The organism is Klebsiella pasteurii (assembly GCF_018139045.1).
Lineage (GTDB): Bacteria > Pseudomonadota > Gammaproteobacteria > Enterobacterales > Enterobacteriaceae > Klebsiella > Klebsiella grimontii.
This window is the reverse complement of sequence record NZ_CP073236.1, coordinates 932,870-955,176: the sequence shown is the minus strand read 5'-3', so window position 1 is coordinate 955,176 and position 22,307 is coordinate 932,870. Positions and strand designations below refer to the sequence as shown.

The 22,307-nt window shown below is 58.7% G+C and carries 17 protein-coding genes; 10 read left to right on the top strand and 7 right to left on the bottom strand.

Annotated features, from left to right (window positions below; genetic code table 11):
- Positions 1–11: 11 nt before the first annotated feature.
- The gene (gene fdnG, locus KCG39_RS04540) at positions 12–3,059 is read right to left on the bottom strand and encodes a formate dehydrogenase-N subunit alpha (RefSeq protein WP_142474141.1); all 3,048 of its coding nucleotides are present in this window, start codon (positions 3,057–3,059) and stop codon (positions 12–14) included.
- Between the two features lie 226 nt (positions 3,060–3,285).
- Between fdnG and yddG the strand changes: the two genes are divergently transcribed.
- Positions 3,286–4,164, top strand: a complete 879-nt coding sequence (gene yddG, locus KCG39_RS04535; protein WP_004120652.1) for an aromatic amino acid DMT transporter YddG — start codon at positions 3,286–3,288, stop codon at positions 4,162–4,164.
- 120 nt (positions 4,165–4,284) lie between these two features.
- On the opposite strand, the gene KCG39_RS04530 is transcribed toward yddG, so the two are convergent.
- Positions 4,285–5,775, bottom strand: a complete 1,491-nt coding sequence (locus KCG39_RS04530) for an MFS transporter (protein WP_004120658.1) — start codon at positions 5,773–5,775, stop codon at positions 4,285–4,287.
- 119 nt (positions 5,776–5,894) lie between these two features.
- Here KCG39_RS04530 and KCG39_RS04525 point away from each other — a divergent pair, with 119 nt between their 5' ends.
- From KCG39_RS04525 to narI, 6 genes are all read left to right on the top strand, one after another.
- Positions 5,895–6,470 carry a TetR family transcriptional regulator gene (locus KCG39_RS04525; protein WP_004120660.1) on the top strand — a complete coding sequence of 192 codons (576 nt, stop codon included), beginning with the start codon at positions 5,895–5,897 and terminating at the stop codon, positions 6,468–6,470.
- A 189-nt stretch (positions 6,471–6,659) separates the two neighbouring features.
- Complete coding sequence (locus tag KCG39_RS04520; RefSeq protein WP_142468243.1) at positions 6,660–8,054, top strand: NarK family nitrate/nitrite MFS transporter; 1,395 nt, start codon at positions 6,660–6,662, stop codon at positions 8,052–8,054.
- Positions 8,055–8,158: 104 nt separating this feature from the next.
- The gene (locus KCG39_RS04515; RefSeq protein ID WP_142468242.1) at positions 8,159–11,899 is read left to right on the top strand and encodes a nitrate reductase subunit alpha; all 3,741 of its coding nucleotides are present in this window, start codon (positions 8,159–8,161) and stop codon (positions 11,897–11,899) included.
- Complete coding sequence (narH, locus tag KCG39_RS04510) at positions 11,896–13,440, top strand: nitrate reductase subunit beta (RefSeq protein ID WP_087829382.1); 1,545 nt, start codon at positions 11,896–11,898, stop codon at positions 13,438–13,440. Before KCG39_RS04515 ends, narH begins: the two co-directional genes overlap by 4 nt.
- On the top strand, positions 13,440–14,135 hold the full coding sequence (gene narW, locus KCG39_RS04505) for a nitrate reductase molybdenum cofactor assembly chaperone (protein WP_004120668.1): 696 nt from the start codon (positions 13,440–13,442) through the stop codon (positions 14,133–14,135). The genes narH and narW overlap by 1 nt, the downstream gene beginning before the upstream one ends.
- Positions 14,132–14,812, top strand: coding sequence for a respiratory nitrate reductase subunit gamma (gene narI, locus KCG39_RS04500; RefSeq protein ID WP_004120670.1), 681 nt, complete (start codon positions 14,132–14,134; stop codon positions 14,810–14,812). Before narW ends, narI begins: the two co-directional genes overlap by 4 nt.
- A gap of 145 nt (positions 14,813–14,957) precedes the next feature.
- On the opposite strand, the gene nhoA is transcribed toward narI, so the two are convergent.
- The 4 genes from nhoA to KCG39_RS04480 form a co-directional block, all read right to left on the bottom strand.
- On the bottom strand, positions 14,958–15,803 hold the full coding sequence (nhoA, locus tag KCG39_RS04495) for an N-hydroxyarylamine O-acetyltransferase (protein ID WP_087829387.1): 846 nt from the start codon (positions 15,801–15,803) through the stop codon (positions 14,958–14,960).
- 76 nt (positions 15,804–15,879) lie between these two features.
- Positions 15,880–17,535 carry an ABC transporter permease gene (locus KCG39_RS04490; protein WP_142445715.1) on the bottom strand — a complete coding sequence of 552 codons (1,656 nt, stop codon included), beginning with the start codon at positions 17,533–17,535 and terminating at the stop codon, positions 15,880–15,882.
- Between the two features lie 155 nt (positions 17,536–17,690).
- Positions 17,691–18,659 carry an ABC transporter substrate-binding protein gene (locus KCG39_RS04485; protein ID WP_142468241.1) on the bottom strand — a complete coding sequence of 323 codons (969 nt, stop codon included), beginning with the start codon at positions 18,657–18,659 and terminating at the stop codon, positions 17,691–17,693.
- Positions 18,656–19,360 carry an ABC transporter ATP-binding protein gene (locus tag KCG39_RS04480; protein WP_162626014.1) on the bottom strand — a complete coding sequence of 235 codons (705 nt, stop codon included), beginning with the start codon at positions 19,358–19,360 and terminating at the stop codon, positions 18,656–18,658. Before KCG39_RS04480 ends, KCG39_RS04485 begins: the two co-directional genes overlap by 4 nt.
- 210 nt (positions 19,361–19,570) lie before the next feature.
- On the opposite strand from KCG39_RS04480, the gene KCG39_RS04475 reads away from it, so the two are divergent.
- The 3 genes from KCG39_RS04475 (at position 19,571) to KCG39_RS04465 (ending at position 21,294) form a co-directional block, all read left to right on the top strand.
- Positions 19,571–20,152 (top strand): flavin reductase family protein, encoded by a 582-nt coding sequence (locus tag KCG39_RS04475; protein WP_004120679.1) that lies wholly within the window; start codon positions 19,571–19,573, stop codon positions 20,150–20,152.
- A gap of 181 nt (positions 20,153–20,333) precedes the next feature.
- Positions 20,334–20,846, top strand: coding sequence for a MarR family winged helix-turn-helix transcriptional regulator (locus KCG39_RS04470; protein WP_087829394.1), 513 nt, complete (start codon positions 20,334–20,336; stop codon positions 20,844–20,846).
- Between the two features lie 115 nt (positions 20,847–20,961).
- Entirely contained in the window at positions 20,962–21,294 is a 333-nt protein-coding gene (locus KCG39_RS04465) for a DUF6616 family protein (protein ID WP_004120683.1), read from the top strand.
- Positions 21,295–21,413: 119 nt separating this feature from the next.
- Here KCG39_RS04465 and KCG39_RS04460 read toward each other — a convergent pair whose 3' ends face one another.
- Entirely contained in the window at positions 21,414–22,235 is an 822-nt protein-coding gene (locus KCG39_RS04460; RefSeq protein ID WP_142445713.1) for a helix-turn-helix domain-containing protein, read from the bottom strand.
- Between the last annotated feature and the right edge of the window lie 72 nt (positions 22,236–22,307).

Sequence of the window (22,307 nt, the reverse complement as noted above, 5' to 3'; positions counted from 1 at the left end):
TGATTCGCTCCTTACGCTTTCTCGATGTTGACCAGAAACGCCTTATACTCCGGCGTTTGCGAGTTGGAATCCCCCACGTTCGGCGTCAGGGTATTGGCGATGTAGCCTTTTTTAGCTACGCCTTCAAAACCCCAGTGCAGCGGGATACCGACGGTTTCCACCTGCTGGCCGTTAACGTTAAGCGTGTGCAGACGACGCGTCACCACCGCCACCGCGCGAATAAAGCCGCGTTTGCTGCTGACCGTCACCCGATCGCCGTTGGCTATCCCCTTCGCTTTCGCCAGGCCTTCGCTGATTTCGACAAACTGTTCCGGCTGCGCGATGGCGTTGAGCAGCGCATGCTTGGTCCAGGTGTGAAAATGCTCGGTCAGGCGATAGGTGGTGCCGACGTACGGGAATTGCGCCCTCTTGCCTAAACGCAGGGCATCCTCTGCATACAGCCGCACCACCGGGCTGGAGATCACGTTCGGGTGCAGCGGGTTGGTGCCAAGCGGCGTTTCCATCGGCTCGTAGTGTTCCGGGAACGGGCCTTCCGCCAATTTATTCAGCGCAAAGAGTCTTCCCATCCCTTCCTGCTGCATAATAAACGGCCCGGTTTTGCTGCCCGGCGGGGCGTTATTAAAGTCCGGAATATCGTTTCCGACCCACTTGCTGCCGTTCCAGCGGATCAGCATCCGCTTCGCATCCCATGGCTTGCCGTTGATATCCGCCGATGCGCGGTTATACAGCACCCGCCGGTTGAGCGGCCACGCCCACGCCCAGCCGAGCGTGTTGCCAAGACCTGACGGATCGGCGTTATCGCGGTTGGCCATCTGGTTGCCCTGCTCGGTCCAGCTGCCGGTATAGATCCAACAGGATGAAGCGGTGCTACCATCATCGCGCAGCAGCGCGAAGCTGTTCAGCAACTGGCCCTTCTTCGCCAGCAGCACACCGTTGGCGTCGTATAGCTCTTCCAGTGCATAGCCGTTGTTCTCTTTGGCGATTTCCTCAGATTCGGGATGATCCGGCTGCTTGTAATTCCAGCCCATCTTCAGCAGCGGCTCGACGCCTTTGCCACCCTCGGTGCGATACATCTCGCGCAGACGGTGATAGATCCCGGCAAGGATTTCGCCATCGTTACGCGCTTCCCCCGGCGCATCCTGACCTTTCCAGTGCCACTGCAGCCAGCGCCCCGAGTTGGCGATCGAACCATCCTCTTCGGCGAAGCAGGTAGACGGCAGACGGAAGACTTCGGTCTGAATCGCCGCCGGGTCGACATCATTCGACTCGCCGTGGTTTTGCCAGAAGGTCGACGTTTCGGTCACCAGCGGGTCGATCACCACCATGTACTTCAGCTTGCTCAGGCTGCGGACCACCTTGTTTTTGTCCGGGAACGAAGCCACCGGATTGAAGCCCTGGCAGAGATATCCCGTCACCTTGCCGTTATCCATCATATTGAAGTACTTGATAACGTCGTAAGCCTGGTCCCACTTCGGCAGCCAGTTAAAGCCCCAGTCGTTCTCTTTTTGCGCCGCATCGCCGTAGAACGATTTCATCAGGCTGACGAAGAATTTCGGATAGTTGCTCCAGTAGTTCACCTGGTCCGCCAGCAGCGCTTTCGGCGTATTCGCCGTCAGATAGCTTTGCAGATCCGTCTGCTGTTCCGACGGCAACGTCAGGTAGCCCGGCAGGCTGGTCGATAGCAGCCCTAAATCGGTAAGCCCCTGGATATTGGAGTGTCCGCGCAGCGCATTCACGCCGCCGCCCGCCATCCCCATATTGCCGAGCAGCAGTTGGATCATCGCCATGGTGCGGATGTTCTGCGCCCCGACGGTGTGCTGCGTCCAGCCCAGCGCGTAAAGGAAGGTGGTGGTCCGGTCCGCCGCGCTGGTTGAGGCCAGCACCGCGCACACCTTGAGGAAATCGGCCTTCGGCGTGCCGCAGATATTCTCCACTACCTCCGGCGTATAGCGCGAAACGTGCTGCCGGAGCAGATTCCATACGCAGCGCGGATGCTGCAGGGTTTCATCGCGCATGGCGTAGCCGTTTTCGTCGAACTGATAGTTCCACGACGATTTATCGTACTGACGCTTTTCGGCATCGTAGCCGCTGAACAGGCCGTCTTCGAAGGCAAAATCGTCGCGCACCAGCAGGCTGGCGTTGGTGTAATGCTTCACGTATTCAGCGTTGATTTTGTTATTTTCGATCAGGTACAGCAGCACGCCCGACAGAAAGGTAATGTCGGTGCCGGAACGAATCGGCGCATAGATATCGGCCACCGACGCCGTACGCGTAAAGCGCGGGTCGACGACGATAAGCAGAGCGTCGTTGTTGTTTTTCGCCTCCATCGCCCAGCGGAATCCCACCGGATGGGCTTCGGCGGCGTTACCGCCCATCACCACCACGACGTTGGCGTTTTTGATATCCACCCAGTGGTTGGTCATCGCACCGCGACCAAATGTTGGAGCAAGACTTGCTACCGTTGGTCCGTGTCAGACGCGCGCCTGGTTGTCTACCGCCAGCATACCGAGGGAACGCACAAACTTCTGCGTCAGCATGCCGGTCTCGTTGCTGGCTGCCGAGGCGCACAGCATCCCGGTGGTAAGCCAGCGGTTTACCGTGACGCCCTGCTCGTTTTTCTCCATAAAGTTGGCGTCGCGGTCGGCTTTCATCAGCCTGGCGATACGCTCAAACGCCTCATCCCAGGAGATGCGCTGCCATTTATCCGCACCCGGCGCGCGGTATTGCGGGTAGCGCAGGCGGTTATCACTGTGGACGTAGTCCAGCAGTCCGGCCCCTTTCGGGCACAGCGCGCCGCGGCTTACCGGATGATCCGGGTCCCCCTCGATGTGATAAAGCGCTTCTTTCGCGTTCTTCGCGCCGTCGCCCAGGCTATACATTAATAGCCCGCAGCCTACGGAGCAGTATGTGCAGGTGTTGCGGATCTCTTTAGCGCGCAGCAGCTTGTAATTACGCGCCTGAGCCAGGGCCATTTTGGGCGCAAAACCCAAAGCAGCGGCTGTTGTTCCGGCCATACCGCCTGCGCAGATTTTAAAAAACTTTCTGCGGCTGACGTCCATTGTTCCCCTCCATGCGGGATGTTTATTCATCGCGGAGGGCAAAACTAACAGCAATATCCCTGTTTTATTTGCGTCAAATCAATGTCGAAAACTGACGCCCCCTTAATAGTCAGCGGCGCCAATTTTTATTACTCCGATAGTATTAAGCATGGTGGAAAATATCCCCCCGACGGCAGTAAAAAGTGTTATAAAACCCGACTGCGTTTGAACCAACATCAGGTTAAATATGGAGAAAAAGAGAGCCACGCTCATTGGATTGGCCGCTATCGTACTCTGGAGCACTATGGTCGGGTTGATTCGTGGCGTCAGCGAAGGTCTTGGCCCGGTGGGCGGCGCGGCGATGCTCTACAGCCTGAGCGGCATGTTGCTGATCTTTACCGTCGGCTTCCCGCAAATACGCCAGATTCCCCGCCCTTATTTACTGGCGGGGAGCCTGCTGTTCGTCAGCTATGAAATTTGCCTGGCGCTGTCGGTTGGCTTTGCCGGTACCCGCCAGCAGGCTATTGAAGTGGGGATGGTCAATTATCTCTGGCCCAGCCTGACGATTTTATTCGCCATTCTGTTTAACGGCCAAAAAAGCAGCTGGCTGGTTATCCCCGGTTTATTACTCGCTATATTTGGCGTCACCTGGGTATTAGGCGGTGAGCATGGTCTGAATATAGACGAAATTATCAGCAACGTGATCTCCAGCCCGCTGAGCTATATTCTGGCGTTCATCGGGGCGTTTATCTGGGCGGCCTACTGCACGGTCACCGCGAAATACGCCAAAGGCAAAAACGGGATTACGCTGTTTGTTCTGCTCACCGCCCTGACCCTGTGGCTGAAATTCCTGTTCAGCGATCAGCCGCCGATGGTCTTTAGCTGGCCGGTGACGATCAAGCTGATCGCGCTATCCGTCGCCCTGGGGTTTGGCTACGCGGCGTGGAACGTCGGAATCCTGCACGGCAACGTTAGCCTGCTGGCCGCCGCCTCTTACTTTACCCCGGTGCTCTCATCGGCGCTGGCGGCGGTACTGCTCAGCGCCGCGCTATCGTGGTCGTTCTGGCAGGGCGCCGGAATGGTCTGCGCCGGTTCCCTGCTCTGCTGGCAGGCAACCCGGCGCTAAAGCGGAGGCGGCGAACGCCTTAATGGCCGACACGATCCGCGACTGACTTCAGTCCCACCCCTGATGGCAATTCCCGGAATGGGCACCTCTTCAATCATCTGGCTGCCGGCTGGCAAAGGGTTAGTTGAGCTCCGGCGCTTTTGCCAGGCTTCGCCAGATCCCCGCCGCCAGCAACAACAGCAGGACGCCAGCCGTGGCCAGCACGGTGCTGTGCGAGTGAATAAACGCCGTCTTCGCCGCCTCAAGCAGGCTTTGCGCCGGAATGGCGGGCAGCGACTGCGCCAGCTTAATCGCCTCGCTGATGGAGGAGGACGCCTGCTCCGCCGCCGCGCCCTCAATACCCCACGGCAGGACGATTGACGAAGTGTAGCTGCGGGTCAGGATCAGGCCAAACAGAGCAATGCCCAGGCCCGCGCCCAGTTCATAGGCCATGGTTTCGATGGCCCCCGCCGCCGCCGCTTTCTCCTTCGGCGCGGCGGCCATGATCGCCGAGCTGGAGGCCAGCAGCGCGCTGGCAACGCTGAAGCCCAGCAGCGTCATCAGTCCCCAGGCCTGCCACTGCTGCGTACTGAAATCGGTCATCGACAGGCCGAGGAAGCTCAGGGCGCTCAACAGCATTCCGCCGGTGGCGACCTCGCGCAGCCCCAGACGCGACACCAGCATGCCGGCAATCGGTCCGCTGAAACCGCTCGCTACCATCACCGGCAGCATAAACAGCCCGGCTTCAAAAGGCGTTTTGCTATGCACAAACTGCAGCTCCTGCGCCATCAGCAGCTCAAAACCCACTAGCGTAATCAGCGCGGTCATCGCCATCATCACCCCGCTTAAAATAATGCGATGGGTAAACAGACGCATATCGACCATCGGACGGGTTGCCGAGAGCTGTTTGCGCACGAACCAGAACAGCATCGCAGCGCCCGATAGCGCCACCAGCCCGGTTAACCACAGCGCCATTTGCCCTTTGAGCGCCGTCTTGGCGCTAAACACCAGCATCAGGATGGCGGCGATGAGGATCAGCGCCTGGAAAAAATTAAGCGGCTGCTCGCGCCGCGCGGGCTGGCGCGGCACCACTTTGGCGTTAATCGCCATCACCAACAGCACGATCGGCACGTTGATCAGGAATACCGAACCCCAGTAAAAGTGCTCCAGCAGCATGCCGCCAATCAGCGGGCCGAATGCCGCGCCGCCGGAACCGACCGCCGCCCATAGACCCAGCGCCATATTGCGCTGTTGCGCTTGCGAAAAGGTGCTGCGGATACCGGCAAGGGTCGCCGGGACGATCATCGCCGCCCCCACCGCCAGCAGCGCGCGGGAGGCAATCAGCGTCTCTGCGGTAGGGGAAAACGCCGCCGCCAGCGACGCCGAGCCAAAAATACCGCTGCCGAGCAGAAGCAGCCGTTTAAAGCCGATTTTATCGCCCAGCGCGCCCATAGGCAGTACCATGCCTGCCATGACCAGCGAATAAATATCAATAATCCACAGCAGCTCGTTGCCGCTGGTGCCCAGCGCTACGCTTAGCGTGGGCGCGGCCACGTGGAGAACGGTGGCGTCAATCGCCACCGGGATATAAACCAGCAAAATCGCCATCAGCGTCAACCATTGCCGAGACATACTACATTTCCTCAAAGTTAAATATTGGACAGCTGTCCAGGAAAGCGATCCTGCCGGAATGTTGAACGAGTGTCCAACTTTTTGTTACTATCGGCAAAAAAACCAGGGTCACAAACGTTATGAGCTACTTAAATCGCGATGCGCGTCGGGAAGTTATTGTGCAGGCGGCCATGCGCGTGGCGCTTCAGGGCGGGTTTAGCGCCATGACCGTTCGCAATATCGCCGCCGAAGCCGGCGTTTCCGCCGGCCAGCTGCACCACCATTTCACCTCCGCGGGTGAGTTAAAGGCCCATACCTTCGTGCGCCTGATTCGCGAAATGATGGATATGCCGCTGGTCGCCGACGATGCCACATGGCGTGAACGCCTGTTTTCCATGGTGGGCAGCGATGACGGCAGGCTTGAGCCCTACATTCGTTTATGGCGCGAAGCGCAGCTGCTGGCCGATAGCGATGCTGATATTAAAGGCGCGTATCTGCTGACGATGAGCATGTGGCATGAAGAGACGCTGAAGATAATCCAGCGCGGCACCGAAGCGGGTGAGTTCAGGCCAAGGGACCCTGCGGAAAGTATCGCCTGGCGGCTTATTGCCCTCGTCTGCGGTCTGGATGGTATTTACGCCCTGGGAATGAAGGAAATTGATGATGCCGCCTTTAATCAACATATCAATCATTATATTTCGATGGAATTATTTTAATCAGGGTTACACTTTGTAACAAATAATTCCCACCTATTCTCCGCGCGTCTCTTTTAGATGCGCTTTTCTTATCTATTCTTCATTCATTACAACAAATACATCCCCCATCCCCTGGTTTTATTTCTTTTATTAATTTGCTGTTTTACAAGTTTATTCTTTTTGACTGACGACTGTTCATTCGAGGGCAATATGCAGAGCAAAAATGAGAAAAAGAATCATTATCTTTTAAAAGAGTGGAAACCGGAAAACTCGGCATTTTGGGAGAATAAGGGAAAGAAAATAGCCCGCAGAAATCTTTGCATTTCCGTAGCTTGTCTGCTACTCGCTTTTTGCGTCTGGATGCTATTCAGCGCCGTCGCCGTTAATCTCAATAAGGTTGGTTTTAATTTTACCACCGATCAGCTTTTTTTATTAACCGCCCTGCCTTCGCTCTCTGGCGCAATATTACGCGTGCCCTACTCCTTTATGGTACCTATATTTGGCGGGCGCTACTGGACGGTATTAAGCACGATTATTCTGGTAGCGCCCTGTATCTGGTTGGGAATAGCCATACAGAATACCGCTACTCCTTTTTGGGTATTTATTACGATTGCATTACTCTGCGGTTTTGCCGGGGCGAACTTTGCTTCCAGCATGGGAAATATCAGTTTTTTCTTTCCTAAAGCGAAACAGGGCAGCGCTCTGGGCATCAACGGCGGCCTCGGTAATCTTGGCGTCAGCGTGATGCAGATGATCGCCCCGGCAGCGATTTTTGTGCCCATTTTCGCCTTTCTTGGCGTACACGGCGTGCCTCAGGAAGATGGTTCGATCCTCGCGCTAAGCAACGCCGCCCTTATCTGGGTTCCGCTGCTGGTGATTGCCACCTTCGCCGCCTGGGTAGGCATGAACGACATCGCCAGCTCGAAGGCTTCCATTCGCGAACAGCTCCCGGTGCTTAAACGCCCGCACATGTGGCTGCTGAGCCTGCTCTACCTCGCCACCTTCGGCTCGTTTATCGGCTTTTCCGCCGGTTTTGCCATGCTGGCGAAAACCCAGTTTCCCGACGTTAACATCCTTAAGCTGGCCTTCTTCGGGCCGTTTATCGGCGCGCTGGCGCGATCGTTTGGCGGCATCATCTCCGACCGCCTCGGCGGCGTGCGGGTGACGCTGGTCAACTTTGTGTTGATGGCGCTGTTTACCGGCCTGCTGTTTCTCACCCTGCCCGGCACCGGCTCAGGCAGCTTTCTCGCCTTTTACGTGGTGTTTATGGGCCTGTTTCTGACCGCCGGTCTCGGCAGCGGTTCCACCTTCCAGATGATCGCCGTGATCTTCCGCCAAATCACCATCGACAGCGTGAAGAAACGCGGCGGCAGCGATGAGCAGGCTCAGCACGAAGCGGTGACCGATACCGCGGCGGCGCTCGGATTTATCTCCGCCATCGGCGCGATTGGCGGCTTCTTTATCCCGAAAGCCTTCGGCACCTCGCTGGCGATGACCGGCTCCCCGGTCGGGGCGATGAAGGTCTTCTTTGTATTCTACGTGGTCTGCGTGCTGGTGACCTGGCTGGTCTACGGCCGGCGGAAACCGACGGCGACAAGACAATAACAACATGTTCAACGCAGGTCGTCTCGCTACGCCGGGTGGCGCTGATACGCCTTACCCGGCCTGCGGGCGAACGCCCTGACAGTTTATGGATCAGGAGAAATGTCATGAGTAAACTACTGGATCGCTTTCGCTACTTTAAGCAGAAAGGCGAGAGCTTTGCCAACGGTCACGGCCAGGTGTACAACACCAACCGCGACTGGGAGGACAGCTACCGTCAGCGCTGGCAGTTCGACAAAATCGTCCGCTCAACGCACGGTGTGAACTGTACGGGCTCCTGCAGCTGGAAAATTTACGTCAAAAACGGCCTGGTGACCTGGGAAACCCAGCAAACCGACTATCCCCGAACCCGTCCTGACCTGCCGAACCACGAGCCCCGCGGCTGCCCGCGCGGCGCAAGCTACTCCTGGTACCTGTACAGCGCCAACCGTCTGAAGTATCCGCTGGCGCGTAAGCGGCTGATTGAGCTGTGGCGCGAAGCGCTGGCCCAGCATCCGGATCCGGTAGAGGCGTGGGACAGCATCATGCGCGACCCGGTCAAAACCCTTAGCTACAAGCAGGTTCGCGGCAAAGGCGGGTTTATCCGTTCAAGCTGGAAGGAGCTGAACCAGCTGATCGCCGCCGCCAACGTCTGGACCATCAAAAACTACGGCCCGGACCGGGTGGCGGGCTTTTCGCCGATCCCGGCGATGTCGATGGTCTCTTACGCCGCCGGTACCCGTTATCTGTCGCTGCTCGGCGGCACCTGCCTGAGCTTCTACGACTGGTACTGCGACCTTCCTCCCGCCTCGCCGATGACCTGGGGTGAACAGACCGACGTTCCCGAATCCGCCGACTGGTACAACTCCAGCTATATCATCGCCTGGGGCTCCAACGTCCCGCAGACCCGAACGCCGGACGCCCACTTTTTTACCGAAGTGCGCTACAAGGGCACCAAAACCATCGCGATTACCCCGGACTTTTCGGAAGTCGCCAAGCTTAGCGACCAGTGGCTGGCGCCGAAACAGGGTACCGACAGCGCGCTGGCCATGGCGATGGGCCATGTGATCCTCAAAACGTTTCACCTTGATACCCCGAGCGATTATTTCCTCAACTACTGCCGCACCTACACCGATATGCCGATGCTGGTGATGCTTGAGCGTCGCGAGGAGGGTTTCTACGTTCCCGGCAGGATGGTCCGCGCCGCCGATCTGGTTGACGATTTGGGCGAAAGCAACAACCCGGAGTGGAAAACCGTTGCCTATAACAGCGCTGGTGAACTGGTGGCGCCCAACGGTTCGATTGGCTTCCGCTGGGGGGAAAAAGGCAAATGGAACCTCGAACAGCAGGCCGCCGGGCAAACCATTGAACTCTCGCTGTCGCTGCTGGGTAGCCGTGACGACGTGGTGACGGTAGGTTTCCCCTACTTCGGCGGCAACGAAAACCCGCACTTCCGCAGCGTTCAGCAGGAGCCGGTGACCCTGCATCAGCTGCCGGTTAAACAGCTGCCGCTGGCCAACGGCGAAACCGGCCTGGTGGTCAGCGTCTATGATCTGATCCTCGCGAACTACGGACTCGATCGCGGTTTAGACGATCCCAACGCCGCGCAGGACTTCGGCGAGATAAAAGCCTATACCCCGGCGTGGGCCGAACAGATTACCGGCGTCCCGCGCCAGCACATCGAGCAGATCGCCCGCGAATTTGCCGATACCGCGCATAAAACCCACGGACGGTCGATGATTATCCTCGGCGCCGGCGTCAACCACTGGTACCACATGGATATGAACTACCGGGGGATGATCAATATGCTGGTGTTCTGCGGCTGCGTCGGCCAGAGCGGCGGCGGCTGGTCTCACTATGTCGGCCAGGAGAAACTGCGTCCGCAAACCGGCTGGCTGCCGCTGGCGTTCGCTCTTGACTGGAACCGCCCGCCGCGCCAGATGAACAGCACCTCCTTTTTTTACAATCACGCCAGCCAGTGGCGCTATGAAAAGCTGACCGCCCAGGAGCTGCTGTCGCCGCTGGCCGATGCCAGCCAATTCAGCGGCAGTCTGATCGACTTTAACGTACGCGCCGAGCGTATGGGCTGGCTGCCCTCCGCGCCGCAGCTTGGCGTCAACCCGCTGACGATTAAGGAACAGGCCGCCGCGGCCGGACTTACCCCTGCGGACTACACCGCCCGGGCGCTGAAGTCTGGTGAGATACGCTTCGCTTGCGAACAGCCGGATAACGGCAAAAACCATCCGCGTAATCTGTTTATCTGGCGCTCCAACCTTCTGGGCTCTTCCGGCAAGGGCCACGAGTATATGCTCAAATATCTGCTGGGCACCGACAGCGGCATTCAGGGCGATGAGCTGGGGGCTGCCGACGACGTGAAGCCCGAAGAGGTGGAGTGGCAGACCGCGGCCATCGAAGGCAAGCTCGACCTGCTGGTGACCCTCGATTTCCGCATGTCCAGTACCTGCCTGTTCTCCGATATCGTTCTGCCAACCGCCACCTGGTATGAAAAAGACGATATGAACACCTCAGATATGCATCCGTTTATCCACCCGCTTTCCGCCGCCGTTGACCCGGCGTGGGAATCGCGCAGCGACTGGGAAATCTACAAAGATATCGCCAAAACCTTCTCCGAGGTCTGCGTGGGCCACCTCGATAAAGAGACCGACGTGGTGCTGGTACCGCTGCAGCACGACTCCCCGGCGGAACTCTCTCAACCCTTCGACGTGCTGGACTGGCGGAAAGGCGAATGCGAGCTGACGCCGGGTAAAACCGCGCCGTCGATCGCCGTGGTTGAGCGTGATTACCCAGCGACTTACGAGCGCTTCACCTCCCTTGGCCCGCTACTCGACAAGCTGGGCAATGGCGGCAAAGGCATTACGTGGAACACCCAGAGCGAAGTCGATTTCCTCGGCAAGCTTAACTACGTCAAGCTGGACGGCCCGGCGAAAGGCCGACCGCGCATCGACAGCGCCATCGACGCCTCGGAAGTGATCCTCGCCCTCGCCCCGGAAACCAACGGCCAGGTGGCGGTAAAAGCCTGGCAGGCGCTCGGCGAGTTTACCGGCCGCGAGCACACGCACCTGGCGCGCAATAAAGAGGATGAAAAAATCCGCTTCCGCGATATTCAGGCCCAGCCGCGCAAAATCATCTCCAGCCCGACCTGGTCCGGCCTCGAGAGCGAGCATGTCTCCTATAACGCCGGCTATACCAACGTCCACGAGCTGATCCCCTGGCGCACCCTTTCCGGCCGCCAACAGCTGTATCAGGATCATCCCTGGATGCGCGCCTTTGGCGAAAGCCTGGTGGTTTATCGTCCGCCGATTGACACCCGCAGCGTCAGCCAGATGAAAGCGATCCCGCCCAATGGCTTCCCGGAAAAAGCGCTCAACTTCCTGACGCCGCACCAGAAATGGGGCATCCACTCCACCTACAGCGAAAACCTGCTGATGCTGACCCTGTCGCGCGGCGGGCCAATCGTGTGGATCAGCGAAACCGACGCCCGCGAGCTGGGTATCGAAGATAACGACTGGATCGAGGCCTTCAACGCCAACGGCGCGCTCACCGCCCGCGCGGTGGTCAGCCAGCGCGTACCGCCGGGGATGACCATGATGTACCACGCCCAGGAGCGCCTGATGAATATTCCGGGCTCGGAAGTCACCGGACGGCGCGGCGGGATCCATAACTCGGTCACCCGCGTGTGCCCGAAACCGACCCATATGATTGGCGGCTACGCCCAGCTGGCTTACGGTTTCAACTACTACGGTACCGTCGGCTCCAACCGCGACGAGTTCATCATGATCCGCAAAATGAAAAATATTGACTGGCTGGATGACGAAGGTCGCGATGGGGTACAGGAGGCGAAAAAATGAAAATACGTTCACAGGTCGGTATGGTTCTCAATCTCGACAAATGCATCGGCTGCCACACCTGTTCCGTCACCTGTAAAAACGTCTGGACCGGACGCGAAGGGATGGAATACGCCTGGTTTAACAACGTTGAAACCAAACCGGGCATCGGCTATCCGAAAAACTGGGAAGATCAGGAGGTGTGGGAAGGCGGCTGGGTGCGTGATGTTAATGGCAAAATACGCCCGCGTCTGGGCGGTAAAATGGGCGTCATTACCAAGATCTTCGCTAATCCGGTGATACCGCAGATTGACGACTACTATGAGCCGTTCACCTTTGATTATCAGCATCTGCACAATGCCCCCGAGGGCAAACACCTGCCCACCGCCCGTCCGCGTTCGCTTATCGACGGCAAGCGGATGGATAAAATCATCTGGGGGCCCAACTGGGAAGAGCTGCTCGGCGGCGAGTTTGAAAAGCGCGCCCGCGACCGTAACTTCGACAAGATTCAGAAGGAGATGTACGGGCAGTTTGAAAACACCTTCATGATGTATCTGCCGCGCCTGTGCGAGCACTGCCTGAACCCGAGCTGCGTCGCCACCTGCCCCAGCGGCGCCATCTACAAGCGTGAAGAAGACGGCATCGTGCTGATCGACCAGGATAAATGCCGCGGCTGGCGTCTGTGCATCAGCGGCTGCCCGTACAAAAAAATCTACTTCAACTGGAAAAGCGGCAAATCGGAAAAATGCATCTTCTGCTACCCGCGTATCGAATCCGGGCAGCCCACCGTCTGCTCGGAAACCTGCGTCGGGCGTATTCGCTATCTCGGGGTGCTGCTGTATGACGCTGACCGCATCGAAGAAGCGGCCAGCACCGAGCGCGAGACCGATCTCTACGAGCGGCAGTGCGAGGTGTTCCTCGACCCCCACGACCCGGCGGTGATTGAAGAAGCGCTGAAACAGGGGATCCCACAAAACGTAATTGATGCCGCCCAGCGCTCGCCGGTGTACAAAATGGCGATGGACTGGAAGCTGGCGCTGCCGCTGCATCCGGAATATCGCACCCTGCCAATGGTCTGGTACGTGCCGCCGCTGTCGCCGATTCAGTCCTACGCCGACGCCGGCGGTCTGCCGAAAAGCGACGGTGTGCTTCCGGCCATCGAAAGCCTGCGTATTCCGGTGCAGTATCTCGCCAATATGCTCAGCGCGGGCGATACCGGCCCGGTACTGCGCGCGCTGAAGCGCATGATGGCGATGCGTCACTACATGCGCTCGCAAACGGTGGAGGGCGTTACCGATACCCGCGCCATCGAGGAGGTGGGCTTAAGCGTTGAGCAGGTCGAGGAGATGTACCGTTATCTGGCGATCGCCAACTACGAGGACCGCTTCGTGATCCCGACCAGCCACCGCGAAATGGCCCGCGATGCTTTCCCCGAGCGCAACGGCTGCGGCTTTACCTTCGGCGACGGCTGCCACGGCTCCGACAGCAAATTCAACCTGTTCAACAGTAGCCGCATTGACGCCATCAACATCACCGAAGTGCGCGATAAAGCGGAGGGAGAATAATGCGAATCCTCAAAGCGATCGCCCTGCTGCTGGAGTACCCGGATGAGTGTCTTTGGCAGTGCAAGGACGAGGTGCTGAGCATAGTACGTCACGACGCCCCCCTGCTCGACGACTTCGCCGCGGAGATGCTGAATGCCCCGCTGCTGGACAAGCAGGCCGAATGGTGCGAAGTGTTCGACCGGGGCCGCGCCACGTCGCTGCTGCTGTTCGAACACGTGCACGCAGAGTCCCGCGACCGCGGTCAGGCGATGGTCGACCTGCTCGCACAGTATGAAAAAGCGGGCCTGGTGCTCGACTGTCGCGAACTCCCCGACCACCTGCCGCTGTATCTGGAATACCTCAGCATATTGCCGGAAGCCGAAGCCCGCGAAGGCCTGCAAAACGTCGCGCCGATTCTGGCGCTGCTGGGCGGGCGGCTAAAGCAGCGCGGTGTCCCCTGGTATCAGTTGTTTGACGCCCTGCTCAGCCTGGGCGGGATCCCGCTATCAAGTGACAGTGTCACGCAGCAGGTCAACAACGAGTCCCGCGATGACACCCGACAGGCGCTGGATGCGGTCTGGGAAGAAGAACAGGTGAAATTTATCGAAGACAACGCTACGGCTTGTGACAGCTCACCGTTACAGCAATATCAACGACGCTTTAGCCAGGACGTGGCGCCGCAGTACGTCGACGTCAGCGCGGGAGGCCCGAAATGATACACTACCTGAACGTCTTTTTTTACGACATCTACCCCTACATCTGCGCAACGGTCTTTTTTCTCGGCAGCTGGCTGCGCTATGACTACGGTCAGTACACCTGGCGCGCTTCCTCCAGCCAGATGCTGGATAAACGCGGGATGGTGCTCTGGTCGAATCTGTTCCATATCGGCATACTCGGCATTTTCTTTGGCCATCTCTTCGGTATGCTAACGCCGCACTGGATGTATGCCTGGTTTTTGCCGATTGCGGTCAAGCAGCAGATGGCGATGGTGCTCGGCGGCGTGTGCGGCGTTCTGACGCTGATTGGCGGCGCGGGGTTGCTCTGGCGCCGTCTGACCAACCAGCGCGTGCGCGCCACCTCGACGATGCCGGACATTATCATCATGAGCATTCTGCTGATTCAGTGTCTGCTCGGGCTGAGCACGATTCCTTTCTCGGCGCAGTATCCGGACGGCAGTGAAATGATGAAGCTGGTTGGCTGGGCGCAGGGCATCGTAACGTTCCGCGGCGGCTCGTCAGAAATGCTCAGCGGCGTCGCCTTTGTATTCCGCGTGCACCTGGTGTTGGGGATGACGATTTTCCTGCTGTTCCCGTTCACCCGACTGGTTCACGTCTGGAGCGCGCCGTTTGAATATTTCACCCGCCGCTACCAGGTGGTGCGTTCAAGACGCTGAGCAAAATCCGCAATCATCCCGGGTGGCGGCGTAAACGCCTAACCCGGGCTACAGGATCGCAGATAGCTGTGAAGCTGTAGCCCGGCTAAGCGTAGCGCAAGCCGGGAAACATCGACGTTTGACAGTAACGGTTCCTGAATGATATTTATTTTCCGGCCTCGGGATGGGTATCAAACGCCGCCATCACCGCCGCCAGCTCTGCTTCGCTGAAGCCGTATTTGGCATCATCGACCCCAAGACCAAAACGCGTTTTCAGCGCTTCATACAGCGCCGGAACATCCGCTAAATCCAGCTTTTCGACCACATGGTTTTTATCCCAATGGGTAAAGTGGAAATTGGTCAGCGTCATCTTGCCGCCGTCCGGTAAATGACGGCACATCAGCAGGTGGTGGCGAAAGTGCGACTGCGGCCAGTGCGCCGACCAGAAGTTGCCCATTACATAGTCGGCAGCGTACTGGCGACCTAAATCAAAATGGTACATCGACTGCCAGTGGCCGTGATGGCTAAACTGCAGCGCCCACTCATCCCCTTCGTTAATCAGGCGATACTCGCCGTGCGGTGTGGCTTGTTCAATATCCGCCAGCAGCTTAATCGGCGCGGTGAGGGTCTGGCCGCCGAAGCCGACATCAGCAATCCAGCGTTCCCCTTCCACCTCCACCAGCAGCAGCCGGTGGGTTCGCGGCGGCATATGCGGCGGATTGGCCAGCACCACGCGGCCCAGCAGGCTGCGCACGTTAAAGCCGATCTCGCGCAGCGCCCTCTCCAGCAGGCCGTTTTGCTCAAAGCAATAGCCGCCGCGGCGACCATGAATCAGCTTCTCCTCAAGGGTACGATCGTCGAGATGAATCTCTCTGGGCAGCAGCACATCGAGATTCTCAAAGGGGATGGCGCCATTATGATGGATATGCAGTTCACGCAGGGTGTTCAGAGAAACATCCGGGGTACCCGCCCAGCCCAGGCGAGAAAAATAGGCGCTTAAAAATGGACTCATCAATGCCTCCAGCAATCGGTGTCCGACATTTATAGCCTTTTTTTGTCGCCAGATGGCGTATTTTGTGCGATCGGCGTTATTCGCGCGCGCCCCGCTGCATCAACGCCAGCGCGCTGAGCATCAGCCCCAAACCGGTAAATAGCGTCAGCGAGGCCATCGCCATGCCTTGTCCTGGGGATCCTTGCTCAAACTGACGCCAGATAAACACCGCCACGGTTTGCGTCCCGGCGGGGGCCAGCAGCAGCGAGGTCACCAGCTCGCGGGAGGCGATGGCAAACACCATCAGCATCGCCGCCAGCAGCGCCGGGAACACCAGCGGCAGGACGATCAGGCGCAGCGCCTGCAGGGGCGTCGCGCCGTGCACCCGCGCGGCGGGCTCAAGGTTATGACCAAGCTGGCGCAGCGCGCTGCCAACGTAGCGCACCGGCCACGGCAGCAGCAGACAGCAGTAGGAAAGCAGCAGCATAAACCAGGTGTTGTAAGGCGACACTGGCCAGAACGGCTGGTTCCACAGCAGAATCAGCCCGACGCCGACCACCACGCCCGGCAAAGCCGCCGGCATCAATGACAGCGCATCGACGATCGCGCTACCCTTTATTTTCTGCACCAGCACCAGCCACGCCGCCAGCAGGCCAATGACGCCGACAATCAGCGCCGAAGCCAGCGCCAGCGAAAGGCTGGTACCCAGCGCCGACAGCGCGTCGCCCTGCTGGGCAAACAGCGCCGTGAAATGGCGGAGGGTAAAGTTATCGCCATGAATACCGCCCGACAGGGTACCCATCAGGCTGGTCAGCACCATCGATGCTCCCGGCAGTATCACGGCCACACCCCCGACGCTCACCATTAACAGCGCCGCAGGAAGCGCCAGCCAGCCCAATTCCGCCCCGCTATTCTCCCCCGGTTTGCCGGTGACGCTGGTGACCTCTTTATCGCCAGTCAGCCGTTTTTGCAGCCACCAGGCCAGCAGCGCCACCGCCATCAACAACAGCGACAGCAGCGAGGCGCCGGGAAGATCGATAGGCCAGTCGGCGAGCTTTTTCTCGATTCCCACGGTGAGCATCAGCAGACCCGCGCGCGACCCGAGGGCCGCCGGAACGCCGTACTCTTCAATCGCCAGGGTAAACGCCAGCAGCATCCCCGCCGCCAGCGCCGGTGAAAGCATCGGTAGCGTAATGTGCCAGAACGCCCGCCAGGCGCTGGCCCCGTGCACCCGAGCGACGATCGCCAGCCGCTGACCGCTCGCCAGCAGGCTGCGCGAAACGGCAAAATAGACCACCGGGAAAATATTGAGCGTCATCACCAGCACGATCCCGCTGCGGCTAAACAGCAGATCGTTGAGATCCCAGCCGGTTAGCTGTTGCAGATAGCCGTTGCTTTGCAGCAGCAGCGTCCACGCCAGGGCAGCGATATAAGGTGGCGTAAGAAATGGGATCAGAAACAGCAAATCCCACAGCCGCGGCAACGGCAAATTAAACAACCCGCGCAACACGCCCAGCGGCAGGCCGATCAGCACGCTCATCAGCGCCACGCCGCAGGCCACCCACAGGGTACCGCCGAGCATCATTGGCAGCTGCGGGTCGGCAATCAGCGCCGCCACGCCGCTAAACGCGCCCTCCAGCGACCCGGCGCTAAACCGGGGGAAAATCGCCTGCAGAATAATAAAGAGCAGCGGCAACGCCACCAGCACCAGCAGCGCCGCCAGCGTGCCAGCGGAAATCAGTTTCTGTTTCACGGTATTTTCCTGGATACGATCTTCCCCGGCTCGCGCTGCGCTTAGCCGGGCTACCGGTTCACAGCCGTCTGCGGTCCGGTAGCCCGGACAGGCGCGCCAGCGCCGCCTCCGGGGAGTGTGCCTGAGCAAACTTTCGCAACCCGTGGGATGTCGGTTTACTGGGCGAAAAGCGTATTAAAGCGGGACAGCACCGCGCTGCGTTCGCTCTTGCCATCGCTGACGGTTGGCAGAATTTTCAGCTCGTTGAGCAGCGGGCGCTTCGCCGGAACATCGCTGCGGGCAGGCATCAGCCAGGCGTCGGCGACCAGCGCCTGGCCTTCCGGCGACAGGACATAATCAACGAAGGCCTTAGCATCTTCGGCATGCTGGCTGGTTTTGAGGATCATCATCGGCCGCGGGGCAATGACCGTGCCGCTGGCCGGGAAAATCACCTTCAGCGCTTCGCCCTGATCGATATTGCCGTATGACACATAATCTACCGCGCCGAATACCGCCGCTTTCGCCCCCTGCATCACCGGCGTCACCGCCTGGGCATTCGGCCCGCTGACCACCATGCCATTCTTCTTTAAATCATCAAACAGCACCCAGGCTTTATCGCCCATGCCATTCTGTAACCCGATCAGCAAATCCAGCGATGCGCCGGAAAGCGCCGGGTCCGGCGTCGTCACTTTGCCTTTAAACGCCGCTTCGGTCAGGTCGCGCCACTCTTTTGGCTCCGGGGTGCCGCTTTTGGTATTCCAGACGATCCCCAGCGCCGAAATCCCCTGGGCAACGTAATCGGTGGATTTCAGGTTGGCCGGGACCTTATCGGCATTGGCGCTCTGATACGGCAGCAGCCAGCCGCGGAGATGCAAATCTTCTGCGGTATCCCAGGAGGCGGAAATCAGCACATCCGCCTGCGGGTTAGCCTGTTCGGCCTCAAGACGCGCCATCACCTTACCGGTGGTGGCCTGGAAAATATTCACCTTAACGCCGGTTTTCTGCTCATAGCCGCTGGCGAGGCTTTTCGCCAGTGAGCCCGGACCGGCGGTATAAACGGTGAGCGCGTGGGCGCTGGAGATCATCGTGGCAGACAGCATCATCGCGAGCGCGGCTCCTTTCTTAACGGTCATAACGGTTTTCATACGGATTCCCCTGAGGTTGAAGTCACAGCGCGGACGGCGGCAACGCAGCCCGCGGATAAATGCACAATCTTGTCGGCCAACAGTTCGGCTTCGCGACGGTCGTGGGTGACGTAGACGGCGGTGATGCCCAGTTGGCGCAGCAGGCGGCTCATTTCAATGCACAGCGACTCGCGCAGCTCGCTGTCGAGATTGGAGAGCGGCTCGTCGAACAGCAGCACGCGCGGTTCGGCGACAATAGCGCGGGCCAGGGCAACGCGCTGCTGCTGGCCGCCGGAAAGCCCTGACGGTTTGCGGTCGGCGAAGCCGCTGAGGCCGACCATCGCCAACGCCTCCTCGACCCTTTGCTGACGTTGCTGACGCCCGACGCCGCGCATACGCAGCGGAAAAGCCACGTTCTGCGCTGCCGTCATATGCGGCCATAGAGCGTAATCCTGGAAGACCATACCGAGATCGCGCTGCTCCGGCGGCAAACCCCAACCGGTTTTCGCCACAAGGCGATCGCCAAAGTGAATACTGCCGCTGGCGGGTACGGTTAATCCGGCGAGCAGGCGCAGCAGCGTGCTTTTACCGCAGCCAGAAGGCCCCAGCAGCGCAACAATGCTGCCCGCATCAATTTGCAGATCGATCTGATTAAGCACGGTGTGGGCGCCGAAGGCGAAAGAGACGCCGTCGAGTTTAATGCTGGTCAGCGCGCGCATTATCGCCCTCCCGTTGGGAAAGCGAGGCTCTGCCCGCGGTCAACATCCGCCGGCGCGCGCTCACCTGAGATAAATTCAGGGGAGCTAACATATTGTTATCCTCTTTGGGACTTAGTGACGCCGACTATAGGGAGCCTTGATGACGTATTGATTACATTTTCATTGCGGATTAACGTGTTGTCTGGCATCAGACCCATTTACCAAGGAACGCATATGAGCCGTTTTCGCCACGTGGAACTCCAGTACGCCAGTCGCCTGCTCAACCATGGCCCGACCATTCTGATAACCAGCTATGACGCCCGGTCTCAACGCCGCAACGTGATGGCCGCCGCGTGGTCGATGCCGGTGGAGTTCGCCCCGCCGCGGCTGGCCATCGTGGTGGATAAAAGCGCCTGGACGCGGGAAATTATTGAGCGTAACGGCACCTTCGGCATCGTCGTCCCGGGCGTCGAGGCCGCCAGTTGGACCTACGCGGTCGGCAGCATCAGCGGGCGCGATGAAGATAAATTTAACGCTTACGGTATTCCGGTGGTGCAAGGCCCGGAGCTGGGATTACCGCTGATAGAAGAGAAGTGTCTGGCGTGGATGGAGTGCCGACTGCTGCCGGCAACGGCGGCTCAGGAGCAGTACGATACGCTGTTTGGCGAAGTGGTTTCCGCCGCCGCCGATGAGCGCGCCTTCGTCACCGGCCGCTGGCAGTTCGACGACGATAAAATTAATACCCTGCATCATCTCGGCACCGGCAATTTTGTCGCCAGCGGTCGCCACGTGCGCGCCAATACTCCGGAAGAGTAGAGCCCCTCCCCTGTGCGGGCCGGTTCTAAAGGCCTGCACAAAGTGCTGACCAGGAATTCACCAAAACGGCGTCGTCAGCTTGTTTGCATTCTCCACGGCGGGTTTCAAAACGCCTTTTACGCTTGATCGCCTGTCGCTTTATGCATATAGTTAGGCGCCATACTATATGTCGGAGGCCGCTATGGAACTTGAACAGAAATACCTTTCTCTACTACAGGAGGCAGAGCGTCACCAGCTTACCGACGTGGATAACATCCGTCTCTGTTTTCAGACCCTGTCGCTCGCCGCCGCCATCGATCGCGATTGTGCAACGCTGCTGGCTCCGTGGGGATTATCCGAAGGGCGCTTCGTGCTGCTGTTTTTGCTTGATGCCGCGCCAGACGGCCTGGCCCCCAACGTGCTGGCGGAAAAAGCGGGCGTCACACGCGCCACCATTACCGGCCTGCTTAACGGCCTGGAGCGCGACCAGCTTATTGAGCGCCATGCCGACCCCCTTGATGGCCGGGCCATGAGCATTGCCTTAACCGCAGAAGGAAAACAGCTTATCACCCGCGTCTTCGCCCAGCATAGCCGCTGGATTGGCGGCTTATTCAGCCATCTCTCGGCGCAGGAGCGCGGCCAGCTGTCCGAACTGCTGACGAAGGTCGCCGCCGGGACGCTGGCAGGTAAAGGCGTTCCCCCTTGTGGCGGATAAGCCTGAAGCTATTTCGCAGGCGCTCTGCGCGCAAGGACTCACGGCGTCGCCTCCATCCACCACACATCGTATCTGCCAACGGGCGATACGAAATTTCACTTGAGGAGCAACAGATATGCCCCACTATTTAGTCGAACTTTATACGCCCAATGCAGCCTGGCGCGGCCTGTCCCCGGAGCACCGTCAGCAGTTTATCAGCGGCATTCAGGCGGCAATGGGCGGCCTCGCGGGATCCGGCATTGAACTATTGACGCTGGCGGAAACCGATACCGCTGTCGACCATACTACATCGCACCGCTTTTTGGGGATCTGGCGCTTTCCTGACGCACAGGCCCGCAATGCGCTGCTCGCCGGTATCGCCGCCAGCGGCTGGTATGATTATTTTGATCATATTAATGCCGCGGCAGCTACCGGCGGTATGGAAGAACATCTCCGCTCGCTGAGCTGACGCTTCAGTCCCGTCTTCTCCCCGGGGCGGCGCAGAGCGCCTTGCCCGCGCTACCGGACCGCGGACCGCTGCGGACCCATAGCCCGGACAGATGCGCAGTATCGCCTCCGGGGAGAGAACTACCGCTGCAAACGACGCCGGTCTTCGCTGGGGGTCAGGCCAAAGACCTTTTTATATAAGGTGGTGAAGTGATTACTGTTGGCAAAACCGCATAAATAAGCCACTTCGGTAATCGTCATATCGGTTTCGCGTAATTTTACGCGCGCCGAAACTAATCTCAGCCGCTTTAAATAATTATCCGGGGTCAGCCCCGTCGCCTCTTTAATATGACGAAAAGCGGTCCGCGTGGTCAGATGAAATTTATCCGCCAGCTGCTGCCAGTTATGTTCTTCAAAACAGTGCTCCTGCAGCCAGGTCAGCAGCTTATGCAGCTTATATTTGGTATTACTGTATTCGGCTTCAGTTTCCGCATGCAGAATCGTCGTCACCAGCTGGAAAAACGCGGCTTCCCTCAGGGCGATATTTCCCGGCTGCCGCAGCGGGTGTGAAAAGATTTTATCAACCAGATCCTTGCAGGTATGGCGAGTGTCCGGAGCCAGCCAACCGTAGCAGGACGCATTCTGCGCAGAGAAAGTCTGTAATAAGGTATCGAGAGGCTGTAAATATTGGAACTCAACCAGCGGGTTAATCAATATGTTAATTAACTTCAGCGTTCCCAGCTCATCATAATAATGTACATCGCCCGGCTGAACGTAAAAAACGTCCCCCTGTTGAATATATAATGGCCGGCCATTAATAACGTGTAAACCGTGTCCTTGCTCAACGAGCACCAGTTCAGCAAATTCGTGACTGTGTTCATGGCTATTATCTTCCGGGTCACTGGCGTACATCCCCAGCTTATCCTGAGGATGGGTGAAATAATACTCAACGGTTAACATCATCGATCAAGTCCAAAACAACATACGGTGCATGGGCAAGATAATGCATTTCACCGGCGGCCACGAGTCAGATTT